The sequence below is a fragment of the Streptomyces sp. NPDC018026 genome (genome assembly GCF_044327745.1).
GTDB lineage: Bacteria > Actinomycetota > Actinomycetes > Streptomycetales > Streptomycetaceae > Streptomyces > Streptomyces rubrogriseus.
Genome location: NZ_JBIRFY010000009.1, coordinates 139,592 through 162,833 on the forward strand (window position 1 = coordinate 139,592; position 23,242 = coordinate 162,833).

A 23,242-nucleotide genomic window follows, 5' to 3' on the forward strand; every position below is an offset into this window, starting at 1 on the left:
GGCCCACGGGCGAAGACGGCACAGCCGTATGTGTGCAGGCCGTCACGGGGTTCCGTTGAGAAGTCTGTCGGCAGCCACAATCGGCGACATCCCTACGATGTGCCCGGCGGGTCGTGACGGCTGATCGGAGCGGGCACGGCCGGCTGACGATGAGCTACGGATCAAGAGGCATAGGCGCTCTAGATCTCCCCGGGCACTGGTCCTAACCTTCGAGGTCGGCCACCGAGGATTTGGGGGAATCGTGACAGACTTCCGCGCTGAGGCGATTGAGGCGTATGAGACGACACGTAGCAGTGATACCCGGGGCATCATCGCGGCCTTGTTGCACCTGGCTGAGACGATCGCCCCAGCGGACACTGGCATTCCGAGGGGCGGCAGCTCGCCGAGCTGGCAGGCGGCGGCCCTCTCCTACCTCCAAGGCGGACAGCACCGAGCTAAGACCGTTGACCGGTTGGCCAGGTGGCTGACTGAGCAGGGCTTCGACGTGGACGATGACGCTGTCGGTCTCGGCATGTGGGAACTTGTCGAGGCGGGCCGCGTGAAGGCCAATACAACGGGTGCCCAGCCACTGTTCTCCGCCGTCCCCGATCGTCAGTGACTGCATCACTCTCTCAAGAGCGAATCCACCGAAACCAGTGCGTGTCTGACTGCATGACAACGACGACACACAACCGTGAACACCCTTGGACATCAGTGGACCATCAGCGCAGGTGACAAGCAGAGCAGCTCAAGGACAGCGGGCGCCCTAAGTTGCTTCGGGACGAAGAGGTCGTGTCCTTTGGCTAGTGGAAGCCGAGGGCGGATCCTGGGCCGTCCCGGCCGTCCACGGTCACCCGACACTGACCGGCAACGGCAGAAGCCCACGGCATCTGAACTGGTCAGAGCCGTGGGCTTCTTCAGTCCCGCTGGTCAGCGGAGCCGGTGATCAGTAGACGGGCTTCTGAGCACTGGAAGGAGGGCCCCCTCAGGGACGCCGCCTTGACCGTGTCCTTTAAGACTGGAGTTCGCGCACCGCCAGGAGGTGACCGCGGCTGGTTGCCACGCGGACCACGTCTCGTAGGGCTCGGGTCACTTCGGTCAGCATGAGGCGCAGGTCATCGCGGCCGGCGTCCTGGTCGCCGAGGACTCGCGCGGCCCGCTCCAGAAGATCGGTTGCCGTCCCGAGCTGTATCGCTTCGATGTTGGCCGCCAGGCGGGACATGTAGCCGCCGCTGTCACCGGTGCTCAGGTAGCAGGGCTTGCCGTCCGGGCCCGACCATGGGAGGAGTCGCAGTTCGTTGTGCGGCGTCATCTGTGCGCCTGCCTTTCTTCGAGCACGTGGTGGGTGCTGAAGACGGCGTCGACACAATTCCCAGGGAACACCAGCAGAGCCGCTTCAACGATTCGCCCGGTGTTGTCTGCCGCAACGCGGGTGATCGCGAGGACGGCCAAGGCTGTGTTGATCCGCAGGGTCGACGCCTCATCCGGCGTTGGGAGACGGGCGGACACCGTCTCGTGCACCTCGGCCGGCGGCGGGTCCGGCACAGAGAAGCTGGCTTCCGCCCACGCACTTGAGGGCCGGTCGCTGAGCGCCGTGGTCGGTGTCAGGTCTCGCGGTACGTAGACGCGGGCCAGGCTGTGTGGGGACTCTCCCTCGTAGCTGAGGCGGAGGAATTCGGTCAGTGGGCTTCCGTCGTCCACCTTCAGAAGCGCTGTCAGGTGGCCCCGCGCGGGCAGTGCCGTAGTGCGGACTGTCACGCGCAGGTCCACGTCTGCGGCAGTCCGAGGATCCAGCGTGCCCCATCCACCGACGTACGTGATCTTGCGTAGCGGGCGGCGGACGAAGTTGCCCTTGCTGTGGATCTTCTCGACGAGGCCTTCTCCCTGGAGTACTGCGAGGGCGCTCCGCAGTGTGGCCGTGCTGACCTTGTACCGGTCGGCCAGGGCGGACTCAGACGGGAGCCGTTCACCGGGTCCGATGCGGCCGGTTGTGATCTGGCGTCTCAGGTCGTCGGCGACGACGAGGCGGCGAGACGTCATGGACTGTGTCACCGCCTTCTCGTCATCCGCACGGCGAAGAGCCGGGTCTGCCGGTTTATGGTCAGCAGCTCCCCCGACTCGAACGGGAGTTGTTTCGCGCCCTGGGGTAGCTAGAAGAGGTCGCTCACCCGGCAAGCCCGACCACCAACTTGGACGATGTCGCCCCGTAGAACGGTGGCCGCCGTGATCTCGACGTTGGATGCCAACGCACCCCCAGGGGCCCAGCCGCTCACCGCTTCACCGCCGGTCGCGTGGAGTGGTCCGGCGCGGGGTGGCAGGGGCAGGCGCACGTCTCGTAGATCACCGGCAGGTCGACCGGCGCCGGAGAGGGCGACGCTTCCGCGCAGGCTGCGTGAGTGCCAACCCGGCATGCAGTCGACCGGTAGGCAGCAGCAGCGGCTTCCGAAACGTGGAGGTGTTGACGTGGAGGCATCAGCGAACACCTGCCAGGGCCGAGAACGCCTCAGCCGTCAGTCGCGGAACCACGACCACTGAGCGCTGGCGTGCACGCTGCCGTTCCCAGGCCACGTACGGGCGGACGAGTGCGTTGTCCTCGCCCAGGAGCAGGTGAAGGCGGTCAGTGGTGTCCGGCATCCATTCCGGGAGGGCCGGCGGTTCTACGGCGATCACGGGAGGGGGCGCCGCGGCCGTTCGGGACGGCGTTAAGGCTCGGCGGTGCCTGCCCTTGGGGAAGTGCCGCGCTCTGGTGAGCGAGAGGGCACGGCGGATACGGTTGAGCACGCTGCTCAGCTCCTATCGCTGATGGCTCGGTCCCCCGACATCGCCCGTCGTGGGGGCCGCTTTGCGTACGACCGCCCAAAGGGTGCGGCCGTTCAAGCTGGTGGCGTGGAGCCCGAATCGATCGGCCTCCGCCACGACTTCCAGGACCTCCCGCCATGACTCGACGGAGAGCGATTGCGGTACCTCCGCCTCGACCGACGACGTGCACCGGTCGCGCTCCTCCACACGCGTGGTGAGTCCGACCGCCGATAACCGGGCGGCGATGGCCTCCGCGCTCATTCGCGAAGCGGGCACAGGGAAGCCTCCGTCACTCGACGATCACTTTGAGTGAAGCTAGTTAACTAGATCAGAGCTAGTGGACTAGATTTTCCATATGCCTGAGCAGCCGCCCTATCTCCGCATCGCCGACGAGCTACGGCGGCGGATCGCGGAGCATGTGTGGGAACCGGGGGACCGGCTTCCCTCCCGCGCGCAGATCGGCCAGGAGTGCGGCGTAGGCGAGAACGTCGTCCGCAGGGCGCAGGAGCTGCTGATCTCCCAAGGCGTGCTGGAGGGCCGTGCCGGTTCGGGCACCTACGTCGCCGAGCCCCGGCAACGCGTGCGCGTCGTGCGGTCGTCCGCGCGCGAGCAGCCCGAAGGGTCGCCGTTCCGGGCGGACATGAAGGCCGTCGGCAGGCAGGGCGACTGGGAGAGCAGGACCGACGCCAAGGTGCCGGCCCCGGTGGAGATCGCCGCCCGGCTCGGTATAGCCGAGGGCGAGCTGTGTGTCCGGACCGCGTACGAGTTCCTCGCCGACGGCAGGCCCGTGCAGCTGTCGACCAGTTGGGAGCCGTACGACCTCACCGCCGGCACTCTCGTCGTGCTCCCCGAGGGAGGGCCGCACGCCGGGGCAGGCGTCGTGAATCGGATGGCCGCCATCGGGATCACCGTCAGCCACGCCGTGGAGCAGCCCGAGCCCAGGCAGGCGACCGCCGAGGAGGCGTCACTCCTCGGGATTCAGAAGGCCGCGCTCGTCACGCACATCCGACGGACGTACTACAGCGACCAAGGACGGCCGGTCGAGACGGCGGACATCGTGGTGCCCGCCGCGCACTGCGAGATCGTGTACGAGATTCCGATCAGCCGGGCGTAGGCGACCAGGCTGCAAGGCCCCTCACGGCATGCCCCAGCCGTGTCCCTTCCGTGCCCGATCGGTCGGGAAATCGCGGGGAACCGCAGTGCTCGGCGGGTAGCGCGCACGGCGACGGCCCCCGACCGTAACGCCTGGTCAGGGGCCGTCAAACACCGCGGTGGGTGTGGGATTTGAACCCACGGTGACTTGCGCCACGACGGTTTTCAAGACCGTTCCCTTAGGCCGCTCGGGCAACCCACCCGCGCGCCGTCCCGCCCGGGGCGGAGCGGGTACAGCCTACCGGCCCCGTCCGGCGGGCGGGGGTCACGTGGGGTGTGGAGGGCGGGCCGCTGCCCAGGCGGCCTCGATCATCGGGAAGATCTCGTCGAGGGCGGCCTCGGGATCGGGGGCCTCGCGGGACAGTGAGTAGGCGTCGATCACGAACCGCGCGAGGGTGCGGGCGGCGGTTTCGCTCCGGGTGAGGGCTGCGTCGGCGGCGATGGCCGTGGCCAGGGCTTCCGCGTGGCGCAGGCGGACCGACTCGTCGTACTTCCGCAGGGCGGGGGACGCGTCGATCATGCGCCAGATCGGGGCCGCGTCGTCCGCGGTGCAGTGCCGGACCAGGGCCAGGATCTCGCGGCGCAGAGCGGGGATCAGCGGCTCGTGCGGGGCCCGGTCGGTGACCGCTCGCGTGAGGCGGTGCTCGAAGTCCTCGTCCTGCTCGAAGACCAGGGCCTCCTTCGAGGCGAAGTGGGAGAAGAGCGTGGTGACGGCCACGTCGGCCTCGGCGGCCACGTCACGGATGCCCACCGCGTCGTACCCGCGTTCCAGGAAGAGCCGCAGCGCGGTGTCGGCGATCTTCTGGCGGGTCGCGGCCTTCTTGCGCTCACGGCGGCCCGACTGCTGCACGGTCATGACGCGCAGGCTAGCAGGTAGGAAATCAAAACCGTTATGAAAAGCTATCCGTTAGTGCTACGTTCGGCGGCATGAGGAAAGTGAGCTTCGCCGAGTTCGGCGGTCCGGACGTCCTGCAGCTGGTCGACGCCGAGGAGCCCCACGCGGGGCCTGGCCGGATACGCATCGCCGTGCGGGCGGCGGGCGTGAATCCCGTCGACTGGCGGGTCAGGGAAGGGCAGGTGCTGGGGGCCCATCCGATCGAGTTGCCCTCCGGAGTCGGGCTGGACGCCGCCGGTGTCGTCGACGAGGTCGGCGAGGGGGTCACCGGGGTCGAGGTCGGGGACCGGGTGTTCGGGGAGGGCGCCGACACCTACGCCGAGTTCGCCGTGCTCGGGGCCTGGGCGCGGATGCCGGAGGGGCTGGCCTTCGAAGAGGCGGCCGGGTACCCCTCCGTGGTGGAGACGGCGCTGCGCGTCCTTCGGGAGGTCGGTGTCCGGCCCGGGCAGACGCTGCTGGTCAGCGGGGCTTCGGGGGGAGTCGGGTCCGCGGTGCTGCAGATCGCCCGCGAGCGCGGCGTCAGGGTGATCGGTACGGCCGGTGCCGCCAACCAGGAGTACCTGCGCGGCCTCGGTGCCGTCGCCACGACGTACGGCGCGGGCTGGGTCGAGCGGGTGCGGGCGCTCGGCGATGTCGACGCCGCTCTCGACCTGGCCGGGTCGGGGGTGATCCGCGAACTGGTCGAGCTGACCGGGAGTCCGGAGCGGGTCGTCAGCATCGCCGATCTCGGGGCGCCCGAGTTCGGCGTCCGGTTCTCCGGTGTGGCCGGTAGCGTGCCGGCGGCGCTCGCCGAGGCCGTCGATTTGATCTCGCGCGGGAGGCTCCACATCCCGGTCGAGAAGTCGTACGCGCTCGCCGAGGCCGCCGCGGCGCACGTCGACAGCCAGGCCGGTCATACCCGTGGGCGCCGGGTCATTGTCATCTGAGCCTGCCCGGAGCGCGGTGTCCGGTCCCGCGGCCCCGGCCGCCTGCCGACTGCCGCCTCACTGAACGCACTTCGCCACCGGAGGCGCGGCCCCGGTGGCGGAGTGGATGATCGTGCTGTGCGGAAAGCGGCGTCAGTCGTCGCCGAGCTTCGAACCCAGGGTGACCTCGGCGGTGTGCTGCTTGCCGCCGCGCTCGTAGGTGACGGTGACCTCGTCGCCGGGCTTGTGGGTCCAGATCTCGCCGATCAGGGTCGGACCGCTGTCGATCACCCGGTCGTCGAGCTTGGTGATGATGTCACCGGGCTTGAGGCCCGCGTCGTCGGCGGGGCCGCCCTTCTCGACCGGGTCGGAGCCGCCCACGCCCTGCTCGGTGAGCTTGGCGCCGTTCGTCGTCTCCTCCAGGGAGACGGAGGCACCGATCTTCGCGTAGACCGGCTTGCCGCTCTTGATCAGCTGCTGGGCGACGAACTTCGCCTGGTTGACCGGGATCGCGAAGCCCAGGCCGATGGAGCCTGCCTGGCCGGTGCCGAAGCCGCCGTTGCCGGTCGACTGGATCGCGGAGTTGATGCCGATGACGTTGCCCTGCGCGTCCAGCAGCGGGCCGCCGGAGTTGCCCGGGTTGATCGACGCGTCGGTCTGCAGGGCGCTCATGTACGACGCCTTGCTGTCCGCGCTGCCGTCGCTGGAGGCCACGGGACGGTTCTTGGCGCTGATGATGCCCGTCGTCACCGTGTTGGACAGGCCGAAGGGGGCGCCGATGGCGATCGTCGAGTCGCCGACGGCCACCTTGTCGGAGTCGCCGAGGGGGAGCGGGTTCAGGTCGGAGGGGGCGTTCTCCAGTTTGATGACGGCGACGTCGTAGCCCTGGGCGTGGCCGACCACCTCGGCCTCGTACTTCTTGCCGTTGGGGAAGGTCGCGCTGAGCTTGCCGCCGTCGACCGCCTCCGCCACCACGTGGTTGTTGGTGACGATGTGGCCTTCCTTGTCGAAGACGAAGCCGGTGCCGGTGCCGCCCTCGCCGTTGTTTCCCTCGGCCTGGATGGTGACCGTGCTGGGCAGCGCCTTGGCGGCCACGCCGGCGACGGTGCCCGCGTCGCGCTTGACGGAGCCGCCGGTGTCGGAGGCGGAGACCGTCGTGGAGCCGTCCTCGTCGTTGTTCTTGGCCAGGGTGTAGCCGAGGCCGCCGCCCAGACCGCCCGCCACCAGCGCGGCGATCAGGACACCGGCGAGCACACCGCCGCGTCCGCGGCCCGGCTTCGGTGCGGGCTGCTGGTACGAGGAGCCCCAGCCGCCGGCACCCCAGCCGCCCGCTCCGCCGCCGGCCCCTTCACCGGGGCCTTCGCCGAAGCCGTTGTCTCCGCCCGCGCCGTACGTCGGGGTCGGCGCCGGGGTGCCGGCAGGCTGCGCCGGGGTGCCGGGCGGCTGGGGCGGGGGCCATGAGGCGTCGGGAGCCGTGGAGCCGTGGGGCGCCGGGTCCGGGGCCTGGGCGGGGGGAGCCGCCGGGGCCTCGGGTGTGGCGGCGGGGGGCTGGTGCGGGGCGTGCGGCGCGGGGGGCTGGGCGGAGGCAGCGGGAGCATCCACCGGCACGGGAGGTGCGGACGGGGCGGGGGGTACCGCGGTGCCCTCGTTCTCGGTGCTCACAGCTTCTCTCCTCGTTCCACGGCTGTTGGTCGCTCACCCTGGTCGCGCTCAGCCACGCTCACGCGCTGCTCCACGGTCCGGCGCGATGCGGATGTGCTGGTGATTTTGTATGCCATCAGCTTTTCCCACGGGCCGTCAGAGCACCATAAGCGGTTGCTGTGGGTCCCCGACCGTCCTTTACAAAGGTCATCCAAGACTAAACGGACACGTTGCCGTTTCCGCCGATGGCACGTCTACCCGCCCGCGGTGGCACCATGACGCGGTGACCCACGCACGACAGCACCGGATTCAGGTCGTCGCCCACCGCGGTGCCTCCGAGGAGGCGCCCGAGCACACGCTGGCCGCGTACCGGAAGGCGATCGAGGACGGGGCGGACGCCCTGGAGTGCGATGTGCGCCTCACCGCCGACGGCCACCTCGTCTGCGTCCACGACTGGCGCGTCAACCGTACGTCGAACGGCCGCGGCGCGGTGTCCGCGCTGGAGCTCGCCGACCTCGCCGCCCTGGACTTCGGCGCCCGCCGGACGCGGGAGTTCTGGCGCAGCCGCGACGAGCAGCCCGACTGGGAGCACCGGCCCGAGGACCGGGAGGAGACCTCCGTCCTGACCTTGGAGCGACTGCTGCAACTGGTCGCCGACGCGGGGCGGCGCGTGGAGCTGGCCGTCGAGACCAAGCACCCGACCCGCTGGGCGGGGCAGGTGGAGGAGCGGCTGCTGCTGCTCCTGAAGCGGTTCGGACTCGACGCCCCGGACTCGGCCGAGGACTCCCCGGTGCGGGTGATGAGCTTCTCGGCGCGGTCGCTGCACCGGGTGCGGGCCGCGTCGCCGACGCTGCCGACGGTCTATCTGATGCAGTTCGTCTCACCCCGGCTGCGCGACGGGCGGCTGCCCGCGGGTGTCCGGATCGCGGGCCCCTCGATGCGGATCGTGCGCAATCACCCCGCCTACATCGAGCGCCTGAAGCGGGCCGGTCACCAGGTGCACGTGTGGACGGTGAACGAGACCGCCGACGTGGATCTCTGCTCCGACCTGGGCGTGGACGCCATCATCACCAACCGGCCGCGCGCGGTCCTGGACCACCTCGGCCGCTGATTCGTCCGCGGCTCTTGACCCGACGGCCCGGCTGCCCCAATCTCTGGTCTCGGCCACACCGATCAAATCCAGCCAGGCGACTACGGGGAGTGCTCCGGCGCGTTCGGTACGTGTTCGACCGTGTCGAATGCGTCACCGTGCGGGGTTCGGCCGGTTTCCGGCTCAGGGCGATGGGGCATCCACACCGTGGCGTGGGGCGAAGGAGGTCTCGGGGGTGGCGTTGGTGGTGGCACAGGAAGTGCCCACGTCGTCGAGCATGGCCGTGCCCCATGGCCCTGCGGGCGTGGGGGAAGCGAGACACCGTATGCGTGATCAGTTGCGCAGTGGTGGCGTGGCGGAATCGGTCATCGACGACGCCGTACTGGTCCTTTCCGAACTGCTGAGCAATGCGTGCAAGCACGGCCGCCCGCTGGGCGACGCCCTGGCCGGGGACGGCGACGTCCGGGCCGCGTGGCAGGTGGACGCGGACGGGCGGCTCCTCGTGGAGGTCACGGACGGCGGCGGCCCGACCCGCCCGGCTCCGGCGACCCCGTCGGTCACCGCGCACGGCGGCCGGGGGCTGAACATCATCACGGCGCTCGCCGACGACTGGGGCGTACGGGACGACGCCCGCGGGGAGGTCACGGTCTGGGTCGTCGTCCACGACGACGTGCACGACCCCGACGCAGGTCACCGGCGCGACGACTTCGCCGCCCGCATCTCGGCACCGGCGGTGTCGCAGATCCCCGGCCTGGACTTCGCCGACGCCTTCGACGACCTGGGATGAACGGCCTCCCGACGGGACGGCCTGGTGGCCCGCCTCCCGACGGGACGGCCTGGGACGACCCACCTCCCGACGGGACGACCTCGGACGACCCACCTCCCGACCGGGACGGCTGGGGACAACCCGCCTCCCGACGGCCGGTGGGCCCACCCGCCGTTCGCCGGCCGAAGACGACCCGCCATACGACGACCAAGGGTGACGGGCTGCCCAGGAGCCTGAGCGAACCCGCCGTTCGACGCCCCGGGCCGGCCCGGCGGCCGCCCGCGTTCCGTGCGGGGCGGGGCGAGTTGTCCACAGGCGACCCGTCGTCCACAGGGTCCCGTGGGCCGGTGTGGGAACGGCTAGGCTCGCGCCCGTACGAGTAGAGCCGTAACCGGGAGACACCCACGATGGCCAAGAAGCGACCCCAGACCAAGGCCAAGCGGCCCCAGCTCGACGATGCCGAGGTCCCGGTCGTCGGTGCCCGTGAGCCCTGCCCCTGCGGCAGCGGCCGCCGGTACAAGGCCTGTCACGGCCGGACCGCCGCGCAGGCCACGACCGCGCTGGTGCAGCGCCCGTTCGAAGGGCTGGCCGGTGAGTGCGACTGGGTGGCGCTGCGGGAGCTGGTGCCGGCGGCCACGGTCGAGCTGACCCTGCGGAACGGGCTGCCCGGGGGCGTCCCCTCCGTCACGCTGGCCACGGTGCTGCCGATGGCCTGGCCGGCCCTGCGCCGCGACGACGGCTCGGTCCTGCTCGGCCTGCAGAACGACACGGCGTCCGGCGACATCAGCCGCGACCTCGCCGACACCCTCGCGCGTGCTCTGACCGCGGGCCCCGGCACCCCGGTGCAGGGTCGCCGCGCGCCGGCCGACGGTCCGCGGCTGCAGGACCTGCTCGCGCCCGAGGGCGCATTCGAGCCCGAGGTGCACTCGGGCTTCGAGTTCTGGGTGCCGGACCCGGAGAACGCCACGCCGGACGTCACCGCCTCCCTGGAGCGGGCCAACGCCGCGGCCATCCCGACCGTCCGGCTGCAAGGGGTCGACGCCGCCTACTGGTGCGAGACCCCGGACAAGAACCACCTGCGCTGGGTCATGCCGCACGAGGAGGAGCGGCTTCTGGACGCTCTGGCCCGGCTGCACGCGGCGGGGCGGTCGTCCCTCGGCGAGGGCACCCGCCTCGTCGGCTCCTTCCGCGCCCACGGCCTTACCGTGCCGGTGTGGGACCTGCCGAGCGAGGTCACCGCGCAGGACATCGAGAAGCCGGCCGCGGAGTTCGCCGAGCGGCTCGCCGAGGCGCTGGCCACGGACGCTCCGCTCACGCACGACGAGCGCCGGGCACGCGGCGGACTGACCAACCGACAGGTCACGCTCAGCTGACGCACAGCCGCACCGCCCGCCCCCGGCTGACCGACCGGTCAGCCGGAGCGGCGGTCCGTGGACCGGTGACGCCGGTCATAACTCCCGGTGGAGACAGGCCAGTCGGTGACCGGAAAACAGGAGATCGAATTTGCTAACCGCCGATCTCTTGTTACCGTTTCAGTAGCCCGGTTGCTGGTGCATCCCCCGTCGCCAGCAACCGGGTCTTTCCATGCCCCCGGTCGCACACGTACCGCAGTCGCCGGTCAACTCCCCGTTTCCGCAGGGCGATTGCCCTCACCCTCCGCACCGCTCCCGGCACGCAGCAGGAGCGGCCCGTACCCGGCCCGGTGCGCGAACTCCGCGACCGCGGAGTGCCCCGCCAGCCCGCCGCGGCCCGCGCCACTGGTGTTTCGGGGCGGCGTCTCGCAGGTGCCCGGCGCGTCCTCCGCGCCGACCGCACAGCGCGTCCGCACGCTGCGCCCGTCCGGCGCCATGAGGCTCAGTACGGCCTCGAGCGGGCGCCCGGTGGCGTTGCGGTAGTAGGTCCGCGCCCAGGTCTGCGCACCCCGGGCCAGGACACAGGTCTGCGCCTCGACGCCCGCGGGGGAGGTGAGTTCGGGGCCGCAGCGCGCGGCCAGCGCGGGACCGGGTGGCAGCGGCGGACGGGTGGGGGCCGCCCCCTCGGTGGCCGGGACCGCGGACGCCTTGCCGTCACCGCCCCGGGCGAGGAGCGGGAGCGTCACCGCGGCCTTCCCGTCCGTGTCGTCGCCCGGAGGCCCGGCGGACGCCACCGCGAACGGCAGTACGACCGCACACGCCACGATCCCCGCGAGCCCGTACAGACGGATCCGCCGTCGGTCCGGCCCGCCGCGGCGCTTTCCGGCGCGGTGCGGTCCGACGGCTCGCTGCGGTCCGACGGCGCGGTGCTCCCCTGCATGAAGCGGCATGGGGCGGACGATAACGACCGAGGGCGGGCGCGGACCCGGCGCGCGCCGGACACCCCTACAACTCGGGCGCGCTCACACCCGTACGAGTGAGGGCGTCGACCACCGCGTCCACCACGGCCTCCACGTCGGGCACCCAGGGCGAGGCGGACCCGGGCAGCGGCGCCCGCTCCCAGCGGACGGTACCGGTGCCGGTCTCGGACGGGGGCAGCGCGAGGTAGCCGCCCTCGCCGTGGAAGCGCAGGGAGCCGGGGACGAAGTCCTTGGCGTAGAGCAGCTCCCCCAACTGCTCCATGGAGTACGGCCTGACCAGCAGCGCCCAGCGGGTGGGCGAGGCGACGACCGGGCCGAGCCGCAGCCCGGCGCGGTCGAGAGCGGCGAGGGCGTGGGCGGCCGGCAGGGCGGGCAGCGAGACGGCACACGGGGCGCTGCCCCCGGTGGCCAGGACGATCGGCGCGGTCGGCCGGTTGCCCCACCACCAGCGCACCATGCGCGCGTCGGTGGTCGCCGCGAGGAGACCGGGGTCGAAGGGATGAGCGCCCGGCACCGTGCACTCGGGGTCGGGGCAGCCGCAGCGCGACCGCGACCGCGGGTCCGCCGCGGCGCCCGGGAGTACGGGCCACTGCCATTGTGTCGCGTAGGTCAGGGCCGCGCCGATCAGCTCAGGCTGCCCGTCGTCGTGCTGGGACAGGAGCCTGCGTCGCCTTCCGAGGATCTCGCGCATGAGCGCTCGTTCCTTTCCGTTGCACGCCTGGCAACACCGTGGTCACTTCACACCATGTGTCGATCACTTCGCTGTGCGTTGCTGGTGGCGCATCACACCCCTGCCGAGGGGCGTTCCCACGAGGAACGCCTCCGCCAAGGGCAAGGGAAACCCCTGTGGGTCGAGCACGGTCGAGCACTGACTTCGTCCGTGACGGTACCGGCCACTGCCTCTGGCAAGAGCAAGGGCATGGCGCGGGGGTGGCGAAGTCTGGCGTTTTGCCGTCGCGCGTATTTCTCTCCGCCTCCGCCACGGGAGGATGGGGCACGGTCGTCGGTGGATAGGACGCCCGGGTCCGTCGCCGGGTTCCAGGTGGCCCCCAACCACCCCCGGCCTTCTCCGAGTACGTACCCATCACGACCGCTGTGACGCTCCGTGAAGCACCCCCAGTCGACCGCAACAAGGCGTCCTCTGGGGCAGTTTCAAGCCAATTTCGCTTTTCCGCAAGGGGTCGAGAAGGAGGCCGCCAACACCTCATGGACACCAGGAATCCCGGCAGGACAATGCTGGACATCCCCTTACGAGTGCGTGTACATGTGGAGACACTGCTGGCGGCGCAGAATGACATGGGGGTTTGCGATGCTTTTGAGCAGTAAGCGCCGGTCGGGAGGCCGGACGCCATGAACGCCCCGCACCCTGCGAAAGTGGCCGGAATCGATTCAACGGTTCCGCCCCCCGCACACACTGTCGCGCCCGCCACCGCGGGCACCTCCCCGGCGGCCGAGTCCCGCACGGCGGACGCCGCAGCCGCCACGGACGCCTCGGGCACCCCTTGTGCCCCCGGCGCCCTGCTCCAGGACCGGCTCGCCGGCTGGGTCTCGGACCTCACGACCCTGCACGAACTGACCGAACGGCTGGTCCGCACGGGCACCCTCGCCGACGGCCTCCAGGAAGTGCTGCGCGCCGGAGCCGCCCTGGTCGGCGCCCGGCGCGGGCTCCTCGTGCTGGAACCGGCCGACGGACTCGGCCCCGACACCACCGTCGGCCTCGGACTCGCCCGCGCCGATCTCGGCCACATCGAGACGGTGCCCCGAAGTGCCCTGCCCCACGGGCGGATTCTGGACGGCCCGCCCCTCGACGAGGACGGCATCGTCGAACCCGACCTGCTCGCCGAGAAGACCCTCGACCCCCGCCACCGCGAGGTCGCCGCCCGCCTCGGCTACGCCGCCAGCTACGCGCTCCCCCTCTCCGCCGAGGGCACCCCGCGCCTCGGCGCCGCCGTCTGGCTCTACGACGAGCCCGCCGAACCGGGAGAACGGCAGCGCCACCTGGCCGGCCTGTACGTCCGGTACGCCACCCCGCACCTGGCGCAGCTCCTGGAGGTCGAGCGCACCCGCACGGCCATGGCGACGATGGCCGAGGAACTGCTGCCCTCCCGGCTGCCCCGGGTGCCCGGCGTGCAGCTCGCCGCCCGGCACCGCACCGGTCCGCTCGGCGGAGGCGACTGGTACGACGCGCTGCCGCTGCCGGACGCGGCGCTCGGCCTCTCCGTCGGGTCCGTCACCGGGTCGGGGCCCAGCGCGGTCGCGGCGATGGGCCGGCTGCGCGCCTCGCTGCGGGCGTACGCCGTGATGGAGGGCGAGGACCCGGTCGCCGTCCTGTCCGACCTGGAGCTGCTGCTGCGGCTCACCGAGCCCGCCCGCTCGGCCACCGCACTGTTCGGCTACTGCGAGCCCGCGCTGCGCCGGATCACCCTGGCCGGCGCCGGGCACAGCCCGCCCCTGCTGATCGGGGAGCGGCGCACCGAGTTCGTCGAGACCTCCCTCTCCGCGCCGCTCGGCATGCTCGCCTGCTGGGAGGCGCCCAGCGTGGAGCTCCAGGCCGAACCCGGAGAGACGGTTCTGCTCTACACCGACGGGCTGCTGCACCGCACCGGCGACCCGGCCGACCGCGCCTTCGCCCGGCTGCACGCCGCGGCGGCCGGCGTCCCCCGGGCCGCCCGGCAGGACCCGGACGCGGTCGTCGAGCACGTGCTGCGCACGGTGCTGCCCGACGGGAAGGCGGAGGCGGACTCCGAGGAGGACGTCGTCCTGCTGGCCGTCAGGTTCGAATAGCGGACACTGACGCCCCGCATGCCACGCATAACGGACGGTAGTGCACGGGGCGTAACAGGCCCTTCGGCCCTGGGCCCCCTTCCGTACGACCGTACGATGGGGGGTGGTCCAGTGCCGTATCGAGGAGGATGACCGTGGCGGAGGAGCTCACACCGGAGAATCCGGAGATCCCGGAGACCCCGGAGGAGACCGAGGAGCCCATCAAGCAGCGCAAGAACGGCCTGTACCCGGGCGTGTCCGACGAGCTGGCCGAGAACATGAAGTCCGGCTGGGCCGACACGGAGCTGCACGGCCTGGAGCCGATCGCCCAGGCCGCCGAGACCGCCGCCCGCCGCGCCGCCCTGTCCGCCCGCTTCCCCGGCGAGCGCCTGGTGATCCCCGCGGGCAACCTGAAGACCCGCTCCAACGACACGGAGTACTCCTTCCGCGCCTCGGTCGAGTACGCGTACCTGACCGGCAACCAGACCGAGGACGGCGTCCTGGTCCTGGAGCCCCGCGGCGACGGCCACACCGCGACGATCTACCTGCTGCCGCGCTCGGACCGGGAGAACGGCGAGTTCTGGCTGGACGGGCAGGGCGAGCTGTGGGTCGGCCGCCGCCACTCCCTGGCCGAGGCCGCAGAGCTGTACGGCATCCCCGCCTCCGACGTCCGGGAGCTGGCCGGCAGCCTGCGCGAGGCCACCGGCCCCGTGCGCGTCGTGCGCGGCTTCGACGCCGGGATCGAGGCGGCCCTGACGGACAAGGTCACCGCCGAGCGCGACGACGAGCTGCGCGTCTTCCTGTCCGAGGCCCGCCTGGTCAAGGACGAGTTCGAGATCGGTGAGCTGCAGAAGGCCGTCGACTCGACCGTGCGCGGCTTCGAGGACGTCGTGAAGGTCCTCGACAGGGCCGAGGCGACCAGCGAGCGCTACATCGAAGGGACCTTCTTCCTCCGCGCGCGCGTGGAGGGCAACGACGTCGGCTACGGCTCCATCTGCGCCGCGGGCCCGCACGCCTGCACCCTGCACTGGGTCCGCAACGACGGCCCGGTCCGCTCCGGCGACCTGCTGCTGCTCGACGCGGGCGTGGAGACCCACACGTACTACACCGCCGACGTGACGCGCACGCTGCCGGTCAACGGCACGTACAGCGAGCTGCAGAAGAAGATCTACGACGCCGTGTACGACGCCCAGGAGGCCGGCATCGCGGCGGTGCGGCCGGGCGCCAAGTACCGCGACTTCCACGACGCGTCCCAGCGCGTGCTGGCCGAGCGGCTGGTCGAGTGGGGCCTGGTCGAGGGCCCCGTCGAGCGCGTCCTCGAGCTGGGCCTGCAGCGCCGCTGGACGCTGCACGGCACCGGCCACATGCTCGGCATGGACGTCCACGACTGCGCCGCCGCGCGCGTCGAGTCCTACGTCGACGGCACGCTGGAGCCCGGCATGGTGCTCACCGTCGAGCCGGGCCTGTACTTCCAGGCCGACGACCTGACCGTGCCCGAGGAGTACCGGGGCATCGGCGTGCGCATCGAGGACGACATCCTCGTCACCGCCGACGGCAACCGGAACCTGTCCGCCGGGCTGCCGCGCCGGTCGGACGAGGTCGAGGAGTGGATGGCCGCGCTGAAGGGCTGACCGTCCGACCGTCTGACCGCACCCGCCGTACGACGGCCGGGCATCCGCGTGGGTGCCCGGCCGTCGGCGTGTCCGGGCCCTGCCGTCACACCGCGACCAGCGGGGCGTTCTCGCGCCACTTGAGGACCTTGTCGAAGCTCACGACGGCACCGGCCCGCCCCGGGGCGCTGCCGATGTGGACGTGGTCGGCGAGCTCCCGGATGAGGCACAGGCCGCGGCCGCTCTCCGCCTCCGGGGACACCGGGCGACTCACGCCGTGCGGCCCGCCCGGGGCGGGGGCGGGAAAACCGGGGCCCGTGTCGGCGACCTCGATCCGGCACCGCTCGCCGTCCAGATAGGCCGTGACCCGGTACGCCTCACCAGGGCCGCCGGACCCGTCGTCCCCGCCGTGCTCGACGGCGTTCGCGCAGGCCTCGCTCAGGGCGACGGAGAGGTCGAAGGAGATGTCCGGGTCCACGCCCGCGGTCTCCATGGTGCCGATCAGCAGGCGGCGGGCCAGGGGCACGCTCGCAGCCTCGCGCCGCAAATGGAGTGACCACCAGATGCTCATGCTCCAGCCTCCCGGCCGCGGCTCGACATACCGATACGTATTGCCCCTCACGGCGTGGCGTAAGCGCGGCGCACCCGTGACACCGCTCATCTGGCGGATGCGTCGCCGCCGCCGACCGGTGTATGCGGGGCGGCGACGGAACAGAACGTGACCTTCCGCGCCTGTCCCCGCGTTCCGGTCGTACGGCACCTTGTGGACCTGCCGTACGGCGTGCGGGCCGTGAGTGCGATGATGAGCCCGCCATGACTGCCCCCCACCCGCCAACGGCGCGCTCCGGGAACGATCTCCGGATCCTGCGGGCCGCGGTGTTCGCCGCGGTCTGCGTCGTGCTGGCCGCGGCGGGGCACACCCTCGCCTCCTGCGCCACCGTTCCGCCGTGGTCGCTGGGCGCGGGGTTCCTCGGGGTGGTCCTGGTCGCCGTGCCGCTCACCGGCCGCCGGCGCTCGCTGCCCGGCATCGCGGTGCTGCTCACCGTCGGACAGACCGCGCTGCACACCCTGTTCGGCCTGGGCCAGCACGGCACCGCCGCGGCCACGGCCGCCGGTGCGGCCACCGGGTCCGGCGGCGGGGCGGGCGCGCTGTCCGACGCCTCCCTGGTCCAGCAGGCCGCACGGCTGGTCTGCGGGACCACCGCGGCGGCGATCAGCCCGACCCAGGCCCAGCGGATCCTCACCGACGCGCGGCTCGCGCCGGACGCCCCCACCGGCGCGGCGCACCATTCCGCCGACGCCGTGTCCACCGCGAGTGCCTCCGCCTCGCTGCTGCCGTCCCTGCCGATGCTGCTCGGCCACGTCCTCGCGGCCCTGGCCGCCGGCTGGCTGCTGCGGCGCGGGGACCTGGCCGTGGCCCGGCTCGTCGAACTGTCGGCGCACTCGGCCCAGTCCATGGCCGAAGCGGCCTTCGTACGCGCCTTGCGCGCGGCGCTCTCCCTGGTGCGCGCCCTGCACGCCGGGCTGGCCGGCGCCCCCGGTACGGGTCCGCGTCCGCCGCGCCCCGGCCAGTGGGTGCCGCCCCGGCCCCGCACCACCGCGCTCCAGCACACCGTCATCAGGCGCGGCCCGCCGAGTGACGCGTTCGCCCTCGCCGCCTGACACGACGCGACCGCCGTCCCGCTCCGGGAGGGGCCGCCGTCGTGCGGCACGCGCGCGTGCGCGCATTCCTCCCGTCACTCGGCACCGGACCAGTACCGGTGTCCCCACGAAGCGGAGTACTCCGTCCATGAAGGCTTCCCGTATCGCCGCCGCCGGCGCCGTGTCCGGCATCGCCGTCCTCGCCCTGTCCGCCCCCGCCTTCGCGCACGTCAGCGTGCAGCCGGAGGGCCCGGCGGCCAAGGGCGGCTACGCGGTCGTCGACTTCAAGGTCCCCAACGAGCGCGACAACGCCTCCACCACCAAGCTGGAGGTCAACTTCCCCACCGACCACCCGCTGGCGTCCGTCATGCCGCAGCCGGTCCCCGGCTGGAAGGCCGAGGTCACCAGGGCCAAGCCGGCCAAGCCGCTGGAGTCGCACGGCAAGCAGATCACCGAGGTCGTCACCAAGGTGACCTGGACCGCCGACGGCGAGGGTGTCCAGCCGGGCTACTTCCAGAAGTTCCCGGTCTCCATCGGCGCGCTGCCCGAGGACGCCGACCAACTGGTGTTCAAGGCGATCCAGACGTACTCCAACAAGGAGGTCGTGCGCTGGATCGAGGTGCCGCAGGAGGGCCAGGACGAGCCCGAGAGCCCGGCTCCCGTGCTCCAGCTGTCCGCCGCCGAGGACGACGCCCACGGCGCGTCGGGTGCCTCGGACGCCAAGGCCGACGACACCGGGGCGGACGCACAGAACACCGCCGCCGACACCGCGTCGTCGGACTCCGGCTCCGGGGACGGCAGTGACACCACCGCCCGGGTCCTCGGCATCGTCGGCATCGTCGTCGGTGCCGCGGGCGTCGCGTACGGCGTGCTGGCCGGCCGTCGGCGCAACTCCGGCGCGGCGGCGTAACAGCGCCGTGCCGGTGCGTCGGCGTGACCTCGCCGGCGCATCATCTCGTCCGGTGCGCGCCGGACACCGTCCGTCGGTCCTCCGACGGGCCCCGGCGCGCACCGGAGCACCTCACATCTGGGACATTTTTCTATGCGCAAGAAGACGTTCGCCACGGCCGCCCTGCTCGCCGCCGCCTGCCTGACGCTGTCCGCCTGCGGCAGCGGCACCGACAGCGACAAGCCCGTGACCGTGGTCTCCGAGGACAACAGCCAGCAGGCCGCCACCGTCCTCGACAAGCCCTTCGAGAAGCCCGACCTGGTCCTCACCGACACCCAGGGCAAGAAGTACGACCTCCGCGAGCAGACCGCCGGCAAGCCCACCCTGATCTACTTCGGCTACACCCACTGCCCCGACGTCTGCCCGCTGACCATGAACAACATCGCCGTGGCCAAGAAGCAGCTCTCCCAGGCGGAGCAGGACAAGCTCCGCGTCGTGTTCGTCAGCACCGACCCGGAACGCGACACCCCGGCCGCGCTCGGCAAGTGGCTCAAGGGCATCGACCCGCAGATCGTCGGCCTCACCGGCGAATTCGACACCATCCAGGCCGGCGCCCGCACGCTCGGCATCTCGATCGACCCGCCGACCAAGGACAAGGACGGCAAGATCGTCTCGACCCACGGCACCCAGGTCGTCGCCTTCTCCCCGAAGTCCGACGCGGGCTACGTCCTGTACGGCGAGGACGCCACGGTCGACGACTACACCAAGGACCTCCCCAAGCTCATCAAGGGGGAGAACCCGTGAGGCGGCCCGCAGGAGGTCCCGTGGGGCGGCGCCCCGCACTCGCCGCCGTCGCGGTGATCGGCGCCCTCACGCTCGCGGGGTGCGGCGGCTCGGACTCCGGCTCCGACTCCGCGGCCTCCGGCGCCGAACTCTCGGTCGACGCCGCCTACATACCGCAGCCGGTCTCCGACTCGATGGCGGCCGGATTCCTCACGATCACCAACGAGGGCGACTCGGCCGACGAACTGACCTCCGTCACCAGCGAGGCCGGGGAGATCACCGTGCACGAGACCGTCGACGGGACCATGAAGGAGGTCGACCGCCTCAAGGTCCCCGCACACGGTCAACTCGTGTTCAAGAGCGGCGGAAACCACCTGATGTTCGAGAAGCTGAAGCAACAGCCGAAGCAGGGACAGTCCGTCGCCGTCGAACTGCACTTCGCCCACTCCGACCCCGTCACGGTCAAGCTGCCCGTGAAGGCGGCCACCTACCAGCCCGCCGACGGACACTCCGGGCACTCCGAAGACTCCGGACACTGAGGGAGGGACCACCTTGACGCAGACCATCGCCCCGCGCCTCCGGACCCTGGTGCTGCTGCTCCTGGCCGCGGCCTGCGCGCTGCTGGCCGGCGCCGGACCGGCCTCCGCGCACGCCGCGCTGACCGGCAGCGACCCCCGGGAGGGGGCGGTGGTCGACACGGCTCCGGCCCAGGTGTCGCTCACCTTCTCCGAGTCGGTCTCCACGGACGACGACTCACTGCGCGTCCTCGACCCCAAGGGCAAGCGCGTCGACGACGGCAAGCCGTCCGGCACGGGCGGCACCACCTACTCCGTGAAACTGCACGCCGGGCTGCCCGACGGCACGTACACCGTGACCTACCAGGTCGTCTCCGCCGACAGCCACCCGGTCGCCGGCGCCTACACCTTCTCCGTCGGCGCCCCCTCCGAGACCTCCGTCACCGTCTCTGGGCAGTCGGCCGGTGGCGGCTTCGTCGGCGGGTTGTACGGCGTCGGACGGTATGTGTCGTACACCGGGTTCGCGGTCCTGGTGGGCGGCGCGGCCTTCGTCCTCGCCTGCTGGCCGCGCGGCTCCGGGGTGCGCATCCTGCAACGGGTCGTCGTCTCCGGGTGGCTCGCGCTGACCGCCGCCACCCTCCTGCTCCTCCTGCTGCGCGGCTCGTACACCGGTTCCGGGAAGTTCGCCGACGTCTTCGACCTCAACCTGCTCGGCGAGGTCCTCCAGACCAAGGCCGGCGCCGCACTGGTCTCCCGGCTGCTGCTGCTCGCGGCGGCCGCGCTGTTCATCGCCGTGCTCTTCGGCGCGTACGACAAACGGGAGGACGAGGAGAAGCGGGACCTCACCTTCGGGCTCGCGGTCGGCGGGAGCGTCGTGGCGGCGGGGCTCGCGGCGACCTGGGCGATGTCCGAACACGCCTCGGTCGGCCTCCAGGCCGGGCTCGCCATGCCGGTCGACGTCGTCCACCTGATCGCCGTCGCCACCTGGCTCGGCGGGCTCACCGCGCTGCTCGTCGCCCTGTACCGCGGTCCGGCGGACACACCGGTGCCCGCCCTCGCCGTACGCCGGTTCTCGCGCGTCGCCTTCGGCAGCGTGATCGCGCTGGTGGTGACCGGCACCTACCAGTCCTGGCGCCAGCTCGGCTCCTGGACGGCCTTCACCGACACCCGGTACGGACAGCTGCTCCTGGTGAAGATCGGGCTCGTCGCCGTACTCGTCGGCGTCGCCTACTTCTCGCGGCGGTGGACGGCACAGCTGGCGGCGGCACCCGCCGTCGCCGGGCTTCCGGCCGCACGGCGCGCGGAGAAGGAGGCCGGGAAGACGTCCGGCACCGCGCAGGGGTCCGGGAACGCCTCCGCGAAGGCGGGCACGAAGACGTCGGGGAACGCGAAGGTCGCCGAGAAGGCATCCGGCACGGCGAAGGCCTCCGGCACAGCTAAGGGCTCGGGCTCGGCGAAGGGCTCGGGTTCGGGCTCGGCGAAGGGCTCGGGTTCGGGCTCGGCGAAGGGCTCGGGCGGCTCCCAGCGTGCCGAACAGCTCGCCCGGCAGCGCGCGGCCGTGGACGCCGCCCGGCAGAAGCGGCAACGGGACGCCGATCCGAACCGCTTCGGGCTGCGCCGCTCCGTGCTCGCCGAGGCGGGCATCGCGGTCGTCCTGCTGGTGGTGACCACCGTCCTGACCCAGACCGAACCGGGCCGCACCGAGGAGGAGGCCAAGGCCGCCGGCGGATCCTCCGCGGCCGCCTCCGCCCCCTCCACCGGCGCGGTGACGCTGGACATCCCCTTCGACACCGGCAGCCAGAACGGCAAGGGAGTCGTACGGGTCGAACTCGACCCCGCCCGGGTCGGCGCCAACGACATGCACCTCTACGTCGAGCGCCCGGACGGGACCGCCTTCGACATTCCCGAGGTGAAGGTGGCCCTCACCCAGAAGGCCAAGGACATCGGGCCGCTGCCCGTCGCCCCCGACCACATCACCACCGGCCACTGGTCGGCGAGCGGAGTGCAGATCCCGATGGCCGGAGACTGGGAAGTCGCCGTCACCGTGCGGACCTCCGACATCGACCAGGTCACCATCTCCAAGAACACGCAGATCGGCTGAACCGCACCATGCCCGACCAGTCCACTCCGCAGGCCCGAGACCCCGAGGCGACCCGTGGGACGCCCGGACCGCCCGACTCCGACAACGCCGGGGCCGCCACCGCCGCCCCCGAGGGCGTATCGCGCCGGCGGCTGCTCTCCACCGCCGGTGCCACCGGGCTCGTCCTCGGCGCGGCGGGCGCCGCCGCGGGCTACGCCGCCGCACCCTCGTCCGCCGCCACCCCCCTCACCTCGCTCGGCAGCGAGCGGGCGATGTTTCACGGGAAACATCAGCCCGGCATCACCACTCCCATGCAGGCCCGCGGGCACCTCGTCGCCTTCGACCTCGCGGCGGGCGCCGGGCGCAAGGAGGCCGCCGCGCTGCTGCGCCGCTGGTCCGACACGGCCCGGCGGCTGATGGCGGGCGAGCCGGCCGGCAGCCGTGACACGGACGTGGCCCGGGACGCGGGGCCCTCCTCGCTGACCGTCACCTTCGGGTTCGGGCACAGCTTCTTCGGCCGGACCGGTCTGGAGAAGCAGCGCCCGGTCGCGCTCGACCCGCTTCCCGACTTCTCCTCCGACCACCTCGACAAGAAGCGCAGCAACGGCGACCTGTGGGTGCAGATCGGCGCCGACGACGCGCTGGTGGCCTTTCACGCCCTGCGCGCCATCCAGCGGGACGCCGGGACGGCCGCCCGCGTCCGCTGGCAGATGAACGGCTTCAACCGTTCCCCCGGTGCCACCGCCCACCCCATGACCGCCCGCAACCTCATGGGCCAGGTCGACGGCACCCGCAACCCGAAGCCCGGCGAGACCGACTTCGACCGGCGGATCTTCGTTCCCGAGGAACCCGAGTCCGGGAAGCGCGGGCCGGCCTGGATGGCGAACGGCTCCTACGTCGTCGTACGCCGCATCCGCATGCTCCTCGACGACTGGGAGGAACTGTCGCTCAAGGCGCAGGAGGACGTCATCGGGCGCCGGAAGTCCGACGGGGCGCCGCTGTCCGGAGGGAGCGGGGCCACCGAGACGACGGAGATGGACCTGGAGAAGACGGACGGGTCCGGAGAGCTCGTCGTTCCGATCAACGCCCACGCCCGGATCACCCGCCCCGACCAGAACGGCGGCGCGGCGATGGTCCGCCGACCCTTCTCGTACCACGACGGCTTCGACACCGACGGCGTCCCGGACGCCGGCCTGCTCTTCATCTGCTGGCAGGCCGATCCGCTGCGGGGCTTCGTGCCCGTGCAGCGCAAGCTGGACCGGGGCGACGCGCTGTCGAAGTTCATCCGGCACGAGGCGAGCGGCCTGTACGCGGTGCCGGGCGGGGCGTCGGAGGGAGAGTACGTGGGTCAGCTGCTGCTGGAGGGGTGAATCCGGGGGCGCATCACCCCGCGGAGGGGCTT

The 23,242-nt window shown here is 72.0% G+C and carries 22 protein-coding genes, 1 tRNA gene and 1 pseudogene; 14 read left to right on the forward strand and 10 right to left on the reverse strand.

Translation table 11 applies throughout. From position 1 onward, the window contains the following. The first annotated feature begins 241 nt into the window (after positions 1 to 241). Complete coding sequence (locus ACH4D3_RS26735; protein WP_398326717.1) at positions 242 to 598, forward strand: hypothetical protein; 357 nt, start codon at positions 242 to 244, stop codon at positions 596 to 598. Between the two features lie 393 nt (positions 599 to 991). Here the strand turns inward: ACH4D3_RS26735 and ACH4D3_RS26740 are convergent, their stop codons facing one another. The 4 genes and pseudogenes from ACH4D3_RS26740 to ACH4D3_RS26755 form a co-directional block, all read right to left on the reverse strand. Continuing rightward, the gene (locus ACH4D3_RS26740; RefSeq protein WP_398326720.1) at positions 992 to 1,291 is read right to left on the reverse strand and encodes a hypothetical protein; all 300 of its coding nucleotides are present in this window, start codon (positions 1,289 to 1,291) and stop codon (positions 992 to 994) included. Then, entirely contained in the window at positions 1,288 to 2,019 is a 732-nt protein-coding gene (locus ACH4D3_RS26745) for a GntR family transcriptional regulator (RefSeq protein WP_398326723.1), read from the reverse strand. Before ACH4D3_RS26745 ends, ACH4D3_RS26740 begins: the two co-directional genes overlap by 4 nt. Before the next feature lie 8 nt (positions 2,020 to 2,027). Next, positions 2,028 to 2,252, reverse strand: a pseudogene (locus tag ACH4D3_RS26750) (hypothetical protein). 520 nt (positions 2,253 to 2,772) lie between these two features. Next, positions 2,773 to 3,054, reverse strand: a complete 282-nt coding sequence (locus ACH4D3_RS26755; protein ID WP_398326726.1) for a hypothetical protein — start codon at positions 3,052 to 3,054, stop codon at positions 2,773 to 2,775. 79 nt (positions 3,055 to 3,133) lie between these two features. Here ACH4D3_RS26755 and ACH4D3_RS26760 point away from each other — a divergent pair, with 79 nt between their 5' ends. Next, positions 3,134 to 3,892: a GntR family transcriptional regulator gene (locus ACH4D3_RS26760; RefSeq protein ID WP_398326728.1), complete on the forward strand. Its 759-nt coding sequence runs from the start codon at positions 3,134 to 3,136 to the stop codon at positions 3,890 to 3,892. Positions 3,893 to 4,047: 155 nt separating this feature from the next. Here ACH4D3_RS26760 and ACH4D3_RS26765 read toward each other — a convergent pair. Together ACH4D3_RS26765 and ACH4D3_RS26770 are read right to left on the reverse strand one after the other, a co-directional pair. Then, a tRNA-Ser gene (locus tag ACH4D3_RS26765) sits at positions 4,048 to 4,132 on the reverse strand. Between the two features lie 63 nt (positions 4,133 to 4,195). Further along, positions 4,196 to 4,786 carry a TetR/AcrR family transcriptional regulator gene (locus ACH4D3_RS26770; RefSeq protein ID WP_398326731.1) on the reverse strand — a complete coding sequence of 197 codons (591 nt, stop codon included), beginning with the start codon at positions 4,784 to 4,786 and terminating at the stop codon, positions 4,196 to 4,198. Between the two features lie 71 nt (positions 4,787 to 4,857). Between ACH4D3_RS26770 and ACH4D3_RS26775 the strand changes: the two genes are divergently transcribed. After that, complete coding sequence (locus ACH4D3_RS26775; protein ID WP_398326734.1) at positions 4,858 to 5,751, forward strand: NADP-dependent oxidoreductase; 894 nt, start codon at positions 4,858 to 4,860, stop codon at positions 5,749 to 5,751. 132 nt (positions 5,752 to 5,883) lie between these two features. Here the strand turns inward: ACH4D3_RS26775 and ACH4D3_RS26780 are convergent, their stop codons facing one another. Continuing rightward, positions 5,884 to 7,392, reverse strand: coding sequence for a S1C family serine protease (locus tag ACH4D3_RS26780; protein ID WP_398326737.1), 1,509 nt, complete (start codon positions 7,390 to 7,392; stop codon positions 5,884 to 5,886). Between the two features lie 262 nt (positions 7,393 to 7,654). Between ACH4D3_RS26780 and ACH4D3_RS26785 the strand changes: the two genes are divergently transcribed. The 3 genes from ACH4D3_RS26785 (at position 7,655) to ACH4D3_RS26795 (ending at position 10,600) form a co-directional block, all read left to right on the forward strand. Continuing rightward, the gene (locus ACH4D3_RS26785; RefSeq protein ID WP_398326740.1) at positions 7,655 to 8,482 is read left to right on the forward strand and encodes a glycerophosphodiester phosphodiesterase; all 828 of its coding nucleotides are present in this window, start codon (positions 7,655 to 7,657) and stop codon (positions 8,480 to 8,482) included. Positions 8,483 to 8,609: 127 nt separating this feature from the next. Continuing rightward, a complete protein-coding gene (locus ACH4D3_RS26790; protein WP_398326743.1) occupies positions 8,610 to 9,248 on the forward strand; it encodes an ATP-binding protein in 639 nt (212 codons plus the stop codon). Positions 9,249 to 9,634: 386 nt separating this feature from the next. Next, entirely contained in the window at positions 9,635 to 10,600 is a 966-nt protein-coding gene (locus ACH4D3_RS26795) for a DUF5926 family protein (RefSeq protein WP_398326746.1), read from the forward strand. Positions 10,601 to 10,845: 245 nt separating this feature from the next. Here the strand turns inward: ACH4D3_RS26795 and ACH4D3_RS26800 are convergent, their stop codons facing one another. Continuing rightward, complete coding sequence (locus ACH4D3_RS26800; protein ID WP_398326749.1) at positions 10,846 to 11,529, reverse strand: hypothetical protein; 684 nt, start codon at positions 11,527 to 11,529, stop codon at positions 10,846 to 10,848. Between the two features lie 55 nt (positions 11,530 to 11,584). Next, positions 11,585 to 12,250, reverse strand: a complete 666-nt coding sequence (locus ACH4D3_RS26805) for a bifunctional DNA primase/polymerase (RefSeq protein ID WP_398326752.1) — start codon at positions 12,248 to 12,250, stop codon at positions 11,585 to 11,587. 659 nt (positions 12,251 to 12,909) lie between these two features. Here ACH4D3_RS26805 and ACH4D3_RS26810 point away from each other — a divergent pair. Both ACH4D3_RS26810 and ACH4D3_RS26815 read left to right on the forward strand, forming a co-directional pair. Then, positions 12,910 to 14,343, forward strand: coding sequence for a PP2C family protein-serine/threonine phosphatase (locus tag ACH4D3_RS26810; RefSeq protein ID WP_398326755.1), 1,434 nt, complete (start codon positions 12,910 to 12,912; stop codon positions 14,341 to 14,343). 134 nt (positions 14,344 to 14,477) lie between these two features. After that, positions 14,478 to 15,953: an aminopeptidase P family protein gene (locus ACH4D3_RS26815; RefSeq protein WP_398326758.1), complete on the forward strand. Its 1,476-nt coding sequence runs from the start codon at positions 14,478 to 14,480 to the stop codon at positions 15,951 to 15,953. Between the two features lie 85 nt (positions 15,954 to 16,038). Here ACH4D3_RS26815 and ACH4D3_RS26820 read toward each other — a convergent pair whose 3' ends face one another. Further along, positions 16,039 to 16,503, reverse strand: a complete 465-nt coding sequence (locus ACH4D3_RS26820) for an ATP-binding protein (protein WP_398326761.1) — start codon at positions 16,501 to 16,503, stop codon at positions 16,039 to 16,041. A gap of 242 nt (positions 16,504 to 16,745) precedes the next feature. Here ACH4D3_RS26820 and ACH4D3_RS26825 point away from each other — a divergent pair, with 242 nt between their 5' ends. From ACH4D3_RS26825 to efeB, 6 genes are all read left to right on the forward strand, one after another. Further along, positions 16,746 to 17,594: a hypothetical protein gene (locus ACH4D3_RS26825; protein WP_398326764.1), complete on the forward strand. Its 849-nt coding sequence runs from the start codon at positions 16,746 to 16,748 to the stop codon at positions 17,592 to 17,594. Positions 17,595 to 17,721: 127 nt separating this feature from the next. Continuing rightward, complete coding sequence (locus ACH4D3_RS26830) at positions 17,722 to 18,483, forward strand: YcnI family protein (protein WP_398326767.1); 762 nt, start codon at positions 17,722 to 17,724, stop codon at positions 18,481 to 18,483. 132 nt (positions 18,484 to 18,615) lie between these two features. Continuing rightward, positions 18,616 to 19,266, forward strand: coding sequence for an SCO family protein (locus ACH4D3_RS26835; protein WP_398326770.1), 651 nt, complete (start codon positions 18,616 to 18,618; stop codon positions 19,264 to 19,266). Positions 19,267 to 19,286: 20 nt separating this feature from the next. After that, positions 19,287 to 19,784 (forward strand): copper chaperone PCu(A)C, encoded by a 498-nt coding sequence (locus ACH4D3_RS26840; protein ID WP_398326773.1) that lies wholly within the window; start codon positions 19,287 to 19,289, stop codon positions 19,782 to 19,784. Between the two features lie 13 nt (positions 19,785 to 19,797). Beyond that, complete coding sequence (locus tag ACH4D3_RS26845) at positions 19,798 to 21,861, forward strand: copper resistance CopC/CopD family protein (protein ID WP_398326776.1); 2,064 nt, start codon at positions 19,798 to 19,800, stop codon at positions 21,859 to 21,861. Between the two features lie 8 nt (positions 21,862 to 21,869). After that, on the forward strand, positions 21,870 to 23,210 hold the full coding sequence (efeB, locus tag ACH4D3_RS26850) for an iron uptake transporter deferrochelatase/peroxidase subunit (protein ID WP_398326779.1): 1,341 nt from the start codon (positions 21,870 to 21,872) through the stop codon (positions 23,208 to 23,210). The last annotated feature ends 32 nt before the right edge of the window (positions 23,211 to 23,242 follow it).

Excerpts from the sequence above, each read along its gene's own strand:
- ACH4D3_RS26740 (WP_398326720.1), bottom strand. The coding sequence starts at position 1,291 with ATGACGCCGCACAACGAACTGCGACTCCTCCCATGGTCGGGCCCGGAC.
- ACH4D3_RS26745 (WP_398326723.1), bottom strand. The coding sequence starts at position 2,019 with ATGACGTCTCGCCGCCTCGTCGTCGCCGACGACCTGAGACGCCAGATC.
- ACH4D3_RS26760 (WP_398326728.1), top strand. The coding sequence starts at position 3,134 with ATGCCTGAGCAGCCGCCCTATCTCCGCATCGCCGACGAGCTACGGCGG.
- ACH4D3_RS26770 (WP_398326731.1), bottom strand. The coding sequence starts at position 4,786 with ATGACCGTGCAGCAGTCGGGCCGCCGTGAGCGCAAGAAGGCCGCGACC.
- ACH4D3_RS26775 (WP_398326734.1), top strand. The coding sequence starts at position 4,858 with ATGAGGAAAGTGAGCTTCGCCGAGTTCGGCGGTCCGGACGTCCTGCAG.
- ACH4D3_RS26790 (WP_398326743.1), top strand. The coding sequence starts at position 8,610 with ATGCGTCACCGTGCGGGGTTCGGCCGGTTTCCGGCTCAGGGCGATGGG.
- ACH4D3_RS26795 (WP_398326746.1), top strand. The coding sequence starts at position 9,635 with ATGGCCAAGAAGCGACCCCAGACCAAGGCCAAGCGGCCCCAGCTCGAC.
- ACH4D3_RS26800 (WP_398326749.1), bottom strand. The coding sequence starts at position 11,529 with ATGCCGCTTCATGCAGGGGAGCACCGCGCCGTCGGACCGCAGCGAGCC.
- ACH4D3_RS26805 (WP_398326752.1), bottom strand. The coding sequence starts at position 12,250 with ATGCGCGAGATCCTCGGAAGGCGACGCAGGCTCCTGTCCCAGCACGAC.
- ACH4D3_RS26810 (WP_398326755.1), top strand. The coding sequence starts at position 12,910 with ATGAACGCCCCGCACCCTGCGAAAGTGGCCGGAATCGATTCAACGGTT.
- ACH4D3_RS26820 (WP_398326761.1), bottom strand. The coding sequence starts at position 16,503 with ATGAGCATCTGGTGGTCACTCCATTTGCGGCGCGAGGCTGCGAGCGTG.
- ACH4D3_RS26825 (WP_398326764.1), top strand. The coding sequence starts at position 16,746 with ATGACTGCCCCCCACCCGCCAACGGCGCGCTCCGGGAACGATCTCCGG.
- ACH4D3_RS26830 (WP_398326767.1), top strand. The coding sequence starts at position 17,722 with ATGAAGGCTTCCCGTATCGCCGCCGCCGGCGCCGTGTCCGGCATCGCC.
- ACH4D3_RS26835 (WP_398326770.1), top strand. The coding sequence starts at position 18,616 with ATGCGCAAGAAGACGTTCGCCACGGCCGCCCTGCTCGCCGCCGCCTGC.
- efeB (WP_398326779.1), top strand. The coding sequence starts at position 21,870 with ATGCCCGACCAGTCCACTCCGCAGGCCCGAGACCCCGAGGCGACCCGT.